Origin of the sequence: Streptomyces sp. NPDC058335 (assembly GCF_042723915.1) — a bacterium.
In the GTDB taxonomy this organism is placed as follows: domain Bacteria; phylum Actinomycetota; class Actinomycetes; order Streptomycetales; family Streptomycetaceae; genus Streptomyces.
The window spans coordinates 186,840-193,774 of record NZ_JBHXHX010000012.1 but is presented as its reverse complement, the minus strand read 5'-3'; the positions used below and the strand labels follow the sequence as shown (position 1 = coordinate 193,774).

Here is a 6,935-nt window from a genome sequence, read left to right as displayed (position 1 = left end):
CCCACGTCCGCCGCCGTACCGGCCCCGCCACCGCCGCGTCGGCCCGGTAGCGGAAGTCCGCCCCGGACACGGTCACCGTGCGACCCCGGGCCTCCACGGTGAGGCTCCTGGTCTCACCGCCCCGGCAGCACCAGCCCGAGCGCCCCCTCCCGCACCACCCACGTCCGCCGCCGTACCGGCCCCGCCACCGCCGCGTCGGCCCGGTAGCGGAAGTCCGCCCCGGACACGGTCACCGTGCGACCCCGGGCCTCCAGCGGGGACGCCTCCGCGCCCACCGACACCGGCCGGACCTCCACCACCACCGTCCCGGAGGTGTCCGGGGTCACCGACACCGCCTCCACCGGCTGGTGCAGGTCGACCAGCATGACCCCGTCGACCTCGACCCGCAGCCGCGTGGGGCCGGGCGCAGGAGGGGCCGGGGCCGGCCGGGACGGCACCAGCGTGCGCACGAGGGACTGGCAGGTCCGCAACCACGGCCGTACGCCGCCCGCGTCCCGCTGTCCGTCCCGGCCGGACAGCGGCGGAATCCGCAGCGTGCCCAGGACGACCCCGTCGCTGTCGTCGACGAGCAGGTCCAGGCGGCGCTCGGCGCCGTCCAGGACGGCCCGCGCCGCCGCCACCGTCCCCAGGGGCACCCCCAGGGACTGCGCGACGCTCAGGGCGCTTCCCACGGGCACCATCGACAGCACGCATTCGGCCAGCTCGCGCCGCCGGTGCAGCAGGGCCACCGCGCGCAGCAGCGCACGGTCGTCACCGATCACGACGGGCCGCCGCGAGCCGCGGCGCGCGAGGACGCGGGCAAATTCCTCCGCGTCCTCCGGGAGGCACACTTTCGTGGCCGCACCCGCGCTGAGCACGTCTTTCGCGATCCGTACGGACTCTCCGTCCGTCCTCCGGGCGACCGGATCGATGATCACCAGCAGCTGGTCCGGCGTCGCGAAAGTCGCCACCTCGGTCCTGCCTCGCTTCCTCGGGTAGCATCTTTGTGCAAGAGCCCCTTGCGCTATTGCGCCAGGGGCTTCGTCTATTCCGGGGCATCCGGGTCCGACGGTGTGCGGCCGACGACGGTCGCTCGGCGGCCGAAGGCGGTCGCTGTACCGCGACCGACGACGGTCGTGGTGCACGCGGTGGTGAGAGCCTCCGCGTACGCCCCTGACCCTGGACATGCCCCACCCGGAAGGGGTGTACGCGCGTGCCCGCACTTGTGCTGCTCGGTGCTCAGTGGGGTGACGAGGGCAAGGGAAAGGCCACCGACCTGCTCGGCGGCTCGGTGGATTATGTAGTGCGCTACCAAGGCGGCAACAACGCCGGCCACACGGTCGTCGTGGGCGACCAGAAGTACGCATTGCACCTCCTCCCTTCCGGAATCCTGTCGCCCGGATGTACGCCCGTCATCGGAAACGGAGTCGTCGTCGATCCGTCGGTCCTGCTCTCCGAGCTGAGCGGTCTGAACGAGCGAGGCGTCGACACGTCGAAGCTGCTCCTCAGCGGCAACGCGCACATCATCACGCCCTACAACGTGACTGTCGACAAGGTGACGGAACGCTTCCTCGGAAAGCGGAAGATCGGCACCACGGGACGGGGTATCGGCCCGACCTACGCCGACAAGATCAACCGGGTCGGCATCCGCGTACAGGACCTGTACGACGAGTCGATCCTGGAGCAGAAGGTCGAGGCGGCGCTCGACGTCAAGAACCAGCTGCTCACCAAGCTCTACAACCGCCGTGCCATCGCGGTCGAGCAGGTCGTCGAGGAGCTGCTGGCCTACGCCGAGAAGCTGCGGCCGTACGTCGCCGACACGGTCCTGGTGCTCAACCAGGCCCTGGAGGACGACAAGGTGGTCCTCTTCGAGGGCGGCCAGGGCACGCTCCTGGACATCGACCACGGCACGTACCCCTTCGTCACCTCGTCGAACCCGACCGCGGGCGGCGCCTGCACCGGCACCGGCGTGGGTCCGACGAAGATCAGCCGCGTCATCGGCATCCTCAAGGCCTACACGACCCGTGTCGGCGCCGGCCCGTTCCCGACGGAGCTGTTCGACGAGGACGGCGCGGCGCTCCGCCGCATCGGCGGCGAGGTGGGTGTCACCACCGGCCGTGACCGCCGCTGCGGCTGGTTCGACGCGGTCATCGCCCGCTACGCGACCCGCGTGAACGGCCTGACCGACTTCTTCCTCACCAAGCTCGACGTCCTGACCGGCTGGGAGCAGATCCCGGTCTGCGTGGCCTACGAGATCGACGGCAAGCGCGTCGAGGAACTCCCGTACTCGCAGAGCGACTTCCACCACGCGAAGCCGATCTACGAGACCCTCCCGGGCTGGTCCGAGGACATCACGAAGGCCAAGACCTTCGAGGACCTGCCGAAGAACGCCCAGGACTACGTCAAGGCGCTGGAGGAGATGTCCGGCGCCCCGATCTCCGCGATCGGCGTGGGTCCGGGCCGGGACGAGACGATCCAGATCAACTCGTTCGTCTGAGGCACCCGAGGGCCCGATGGAGACCGCACCGGCCGCCCTCCGCTCACGCGGGGGGCGGCCGTCGGTCTCACCGGGAGATATGCCGCGAACAGGCATAGCCTGAAGGCACACCCCGCGCGTCGACCAGAAGAAGGTGAGTGCGATGCGCGTACTGCTCAAGGCACGGATGGACACGGAGAAGGCCAACGAGGCCATCCGCAACGGCACCCTGGCGAAACTGATCCAGGAGTCGATGGAACAGATCAAGCCCGAGGCGGCCTACTTCACGTCCGACCAGGGAAAGCGCACGGCCTATCTGGTCTTCGACATGCAGGACAGCTCCCAGATGCCGGTGATCAGCGAGCCGTTCTTCCTCAACCTCGGCGCGGAGATCACCTACACGCCGGTGATGAACATCGAGGACGTACAGAAGGGCCTCGCCCAACTGGGCCGCTGACGCCGGGCCGCCGACGGCTCAGCTGAACACGATCATCGACCCCTGCGCCAGACTCCGCGTGGCCGCCGCGTGCAACCCGAGCCAGACATGCCGTTCGCGGGCGAACGGGCTCGGGTCGTACGGCGGTGCCACGGCCGGTTCCTCCAACTCCGTCGGGGCGGCCGGGGGATGCGGCGCGGCCGGCGGGTTGGCCGGATCGATGCCGATGGACGGGGCGACGTACTCCAGTTCCCGCAGCAGGGACTGGGCGGAGCCCAGTGGGCCGCCGCCGGCGAGGAGTTCGTCGTTGGACAGGGGCTGCGGGAAGTCCACCGGGACGTACGCGCCCGCGTGGTCGTAGTGCCAGACCAGGTGGGACTGCTGGGCCGTGGACTCGAACATCTCCAGGAGCTGCTCGTAGTCGCCGCCCAGGTCGTCCACCGGGGTCACCGGCAGCCCGCACACCTGGAGCAGGTAGGCGCGACGCAGGAAGTGCAGGGCGTCGTAGTCGAAGCCGGCCACGGGGGCGACGTCTCCGGACAGGCCCGGCATGTACTGGTAGACCGGCACGGGTGGGAGTCCCGACTCGGCGAGCACCTTGTTGTACTGCGCGAGTTCCTCGGCGAAGGGATTGTCGGGGGTGTGGCACAACACGTCGACGAGCGGCACCAGCCACAGGTCACAGGCCAAAGAGAGCTCCTCACTCAGGGTGTCGCGTGGTCATTGCTTCCATGCCCGAACTGGGAAGGGTAGTCGGTGCGTCCCGCGTCAGCTCCCTTCGTGCAGGTCCCATACCCACACTCCGGCCACCCACGTACCTGGGCGGCCCACGAGCTTGTCCACGGTGGCCCGAAGCGGGCCGTCGTGCGGCTGCGGCACGAGCACCAGCGCGCCGGCCCGCCAGTACGCGAGGTCCCGTCGGGTCTCCTCGCGCGCGCGGGCGTCGATCACCTGGGCGACGCCCGTCTCCCGTACGTCCTTCAGCAGGCTCGCCGTCCAGTTCAGCGGGACGCCGTAGACGCCGCTGCGGTCGCCGTCGCCGTACGGCCGGTTGAAGTAGCCGCCGGGCATCCGGAAGCCGAGGCCGGCGGTGGTCTGCCAGTGCAGGGCCTCGGCGGCGGTGGGCTCGGGCAGCGGCACCGGCACGAGGGACTCGCCGGGGCGGACGTACGCCTTCCAGGCGCCGTCGGCGAAGAAGGCGGGCACCTCGGCGCGCGGCTCGGACCTCAGCGGGGCCGGGACCAGGGGGAGCAGGGCCAGGCAGACGGCGAGCAGACCGGCGTACTGCGTGCCCAGGGAGCGGGCTTGCGCCAGCCGGCCGATCGCGAGGGCGAGCAGCATGCCGAGGACGGGCGCGCAGATCAGCGCGACGCGGCTGACGATGACCGACTCCAGCAGCGGGAGGCCGGCCAGCGGCGCCCAGGGGCCGGGGATCTCGGCGCCGGTCAGCGGCACGTGGATGCGCGGGCCCAGGGAGAGGACGGCCGCGGCGGCCGCGGTGAACGCCAGCGCCCTGACGACGGGCCGGCGCCACAGGCCGACGGTGATCGCGAGGGCGAGGAGGAGCAGGGGCCAGCCGTAGAAGGCGTTCTGCTCGGTCGGGTTGAGGGAGAGGGCGGCGGCGCGGTCGGCGTCGCCCGCGAGGAGGGAGCGCTCGGCGAAGGTCAGCAGGGCGCGCACGCTGTTGGCGGCGCCGGGGCCGTGGTCGAGGTGGGTGTAGCTCTGCGGGCCCGAGAACTGCCAGGCCAGCGGGTAGACGACCAGGGTCAGGCAGACGGCCGCGGCGATCGCCAGGCCGCGCAGCAGGGGACGTGAGGCGGCGCGGGCCACACGGGGGTGTGCGGCGGCGTGGGCGGCGCCGAACAGGAGCATGCCCAGCGCGGCCAGCAGCAGGGCCTCCTCGCCGAGGAAGACCTGATAGGCGGTCATCAGGCCGAGGATCACCGCGTCGCGGGTGACCCGGGTGCCCGCGCACAGCCGCAGGCTCCGGTCGATGATCGCCGGGATCATGAACAGGATGACGAAGTTGGGGTGGGCGTTGGCGTGGCTGACCATGGGCGGCGCGAAGGCGGCCAGCGCGGCCCCGGCGAAGGCGGCCCCGCGCTGCGGCACGAGCCGGCGCAGGATCAGCCGGTACCAGGCCGCCGCGGTGGCCGCGAGGCCGAACGTCATCGCCAGGCTGAGGGCGACGGCCGGGCCCCACAGGAGCGTGACCGGAGCGAGCGGGACGGACAGGCCGAACATGGCGGTGTTCGCCATCAGGTTCACGCCGTCGGGGACGCCCTGGAGGTCGCTGAACAGCGGGTTCCGCAGGTGGGCGACATTGTCGGCGGTCACCGCGAAGAACCACTCCCACTGGTTCTGGTCCTGGAGGGAGTCGGTGAGGTAGCGGCCGGCCGGGTCGAAGAAGCGGCCGGCGTAGAGCGCGACGGCCATGGCGAGGAACAGGGCGGCGGCGACGGCGTCGGCGGGCCCCGGGACCGGGAGGCGCAGGCGGACCAGGTCGCGCGGGAAGCGGAGGTAGTCCAGCGGGCGGATCTTTGAGCCGGGCCGGTGCGACCAGTGCACCGGGACCTCGGCGACCGGCCAGCCCGCCCGCTGGAAGTGGCGCAGCACCTCCACGTCGATGGCCCAGCCGTCCAGCCGGGAGGCGGCGAACGCGGCCCGGACCTTCTCCCCGTCGAACAGCTTGAACCCGCACTGGGTGTCGCGTATCCCGCGCACGGCCGTCCCGCGGATGAGCAGGTTGCCCGCGCCGGCGAGGAGTTCGCGCACCGGGTGCCGGCGGTCGCCGAGCGTCGCCCCGGGCACGGCCCGGGAGCCGACCGCGGCCGCGTTGCCCTCCGCGAGCGCCGAGGCGAGCCGCTCCAACTCCCCGACGGGTACGGCGAGATCGGCGTCGGTGATCAGCACGCGGCGCCCCCGGCTGGCGTCCACGCCGAGCCGCAGGGCGTGGCCCTTGCCGCGGTTGCGAGGGCTGGTGATCAGCCGCAGCCGGGGGTCGCGGCGCAGGGTGACGATCTCGCGGGTGGCGTCGGTGGAGCCGTCGTCGGCGACCACGATCTCCCAGCTGCCCCACCGGTCACCGGCCGCGGTGAGCTGCCGGACGAGCGCGTCGAGGGTGGGGCCGAGCCGGCGTTCCTCGTTGTAGGCGGGCACGACGACGGAGAGGTCGGGAACTGCCTGGGACTCGGTGGTTCTGCGGGAATCGGGGACTCTGTGGGGGTCCTCGGCGGTGTCCGTCCCGCTCATCCGGCCGCCAGCCGCGCGATCAGCGCGACGGAGTGGGTGTTGTACTCGTCGAGGATCGTGCGTGCGGTGGTGGTGTCGCGCTGATACAGGGCGTCGACCAGTTCGGTGTGGCCGGACCACAGGTGGCCGCGCAGATCGGTCAGCCGGCGCAGATGCTGCACCAGACACACCCAGGTCTGCACTCGCAGCCGGTTCAGGAAGTCGGCGAGATAGGGGTTGCCGAACAGGGCGCTCAACTCGCGCCAGAACCGCAGGTCGTAACCGATCAGCACGGTGAGATCACCGGCGGCGGCGGCCCGCTGGGCCTCCTCGCCGCGTCGGCGCACTCCCGCCACGAGCGCCGCGATCCGCGGGTCGGCCAGGTTCTGGAAGCGCTGCCTGCCCGCGTCCAGGGCGAGGAACATGCCCTCGATGACCAGGCTGCGCGCCTCCACCATGCCCCGGAAGTCCGCCACGGAGTACTCGTGCACCCGGAAGCCGCGGTGGTGGTCGGCCTCCAGCAGCCCCTGCGCCGACAGGTCGACCAGCGCCTCGCGGACGGGGGTCGCGGAGACGCCGTACTGCTCGGCTATCTCCTTCACCGTGAACTCCTGGCCCGGCTGGAGCCGTCCCGCCAGCACCTCGTCGCGAAGGGCGTCGGCGATCTGCTGCCGCAGGGTGCTGCGGGTCACGGCGCCGCTGCCGCTGCTGCCGGGCATGGTCGGGGCGTCTCCCTCGTCCTCGTCGCGTACGCCGGTCGACGGCGTGAGCGCCATCGGCGGATGGCGTGCTCGTCGGTATGTACGAGCACGC

General features: G+C 71.9%; 6 protein-coding genes. 2 read left to right on the top strand and 4 right to left on the bottom strand.

Annotation, left to right across the window (positions count from 1 at the left end):
* Positions 1-113: 113 nt before the first annotated feature.
* A complete protein-coding gene (locus ACFWJX_RS24385) occupies positions 114-950 on the bottom strand; it encodes a diacylglycerol kinase family protein (RefSeq protein WP_383246843.1) in 837 nt (278 codons plus the stop codon).
* A gap of 242 nt (positions 951-1,192) precedes the next feature.
* Here ACFWJX_RS24385 and ACFWJX_RS24380 point away from each other — a divergent pair, with 242 nt between their 5' ends.
* Positions 1,193-2,476, top strand: coding sequence for an adenylosuccinate synthase (locus ACFWJX_RS24380; RefSeq protein WP_383246841.1), 1,284 nt, complete (start codon positions 1,193-1,195; stop codon positions 2,474-2,476).
* 142 nt (positions 2,477-2,618) lie between these two features.
* Positions 2,619-2,912 carry a hypothetical protein gene (locus ACFWJX_RS24375; RefSeq protein WP_383246838.1) on the top strand — a complete coding sequence of 98 codons (294 nt, stop codon included), beginning with the start codon at positions 2,619-2,621 and terminating at the stop codon, positions 2,910-2,912.
* A gap of 18 nt (positions 2,913-2,930) precedes the next feature.
* Here ACFWJX_RS24375 and ACFWJX_RS24370 read toward each other — a convergent pair whose 3' ends face one another.
* The 3 genes from ACFWJX_RS24370 to ACFWJX_RS24360 all read right to left on the bottom strand — a co-directional run bounded on the left by ACFWJX_RS24370 (position 2,931) and on the right by ACFWJX_RS24360 (position 6,841).
* On the bottom strand, positions 2,931-3,581 hold the full coding sequence (locus tag ACFWJX_RS24370) for a hypothetical protein (RefSeq protein WP_252545201.1): 651 nt from the start codon (positions 3,579-3,581) through the stop codon (positions 2,931-2,933).
* Positions 3,582-3,659: 78 nt separating this feature from the next.
* On the bottom strand, positions 3,660-6,143 hold the full coding sequence (locus ACFWJX_RS24365) for a glycosyltransferase (protein WP_383246836.1): 2,484 nt from the start codon (positions 6,141-6,143) through the stop codon (positions 3,660-3,662).
* Positions 6,140-6,841 carry a GntR family transcriptional regulator gene (locus ACFWJX_RS24360; protein WP_383247113.1) on the bottom strand — a complete coding sequence of 234 codons (702 nt, stop codon included), beginning with the start codon at positions 6,839-6,841 and terminating at the stop codon, positions 6,140-6,142. Before ACFWJX_RS24360 ends, ACFWJX_RS24365 begins: the two co-directional genes overlap by 4 nt.
* Positions 6,842-6,935: the final 94 nt, after the last annotated feature.

What these genes read in the sequence shown, in the direction of transcription:
- ACFWJX_RS24375 (WP_383246838.1), top strand. Translation starts at nt 2,619, where the DNA reads ATGCGCGTACTGCTCAAGGCACGGATGGACACGGAGAAGGCCAACGAG.
- ACFWJX_RS24365 (WP_383246836.1), bottom strand. Translation starts at nt 6,143, where the DNA reads ATGAGCGGGACGGACACCGCCGAGGACCCCCACAGAGTCCCCGATTCC.
- ACFWJX_RS24360 (WP_383247113.1), bottom strand. Translation starts at nt 6,841, where the DNA reads ATGCCCGGCAGCAGCGGCAGCGGCGCCGTGACCCGCAGCACCCTGCGG.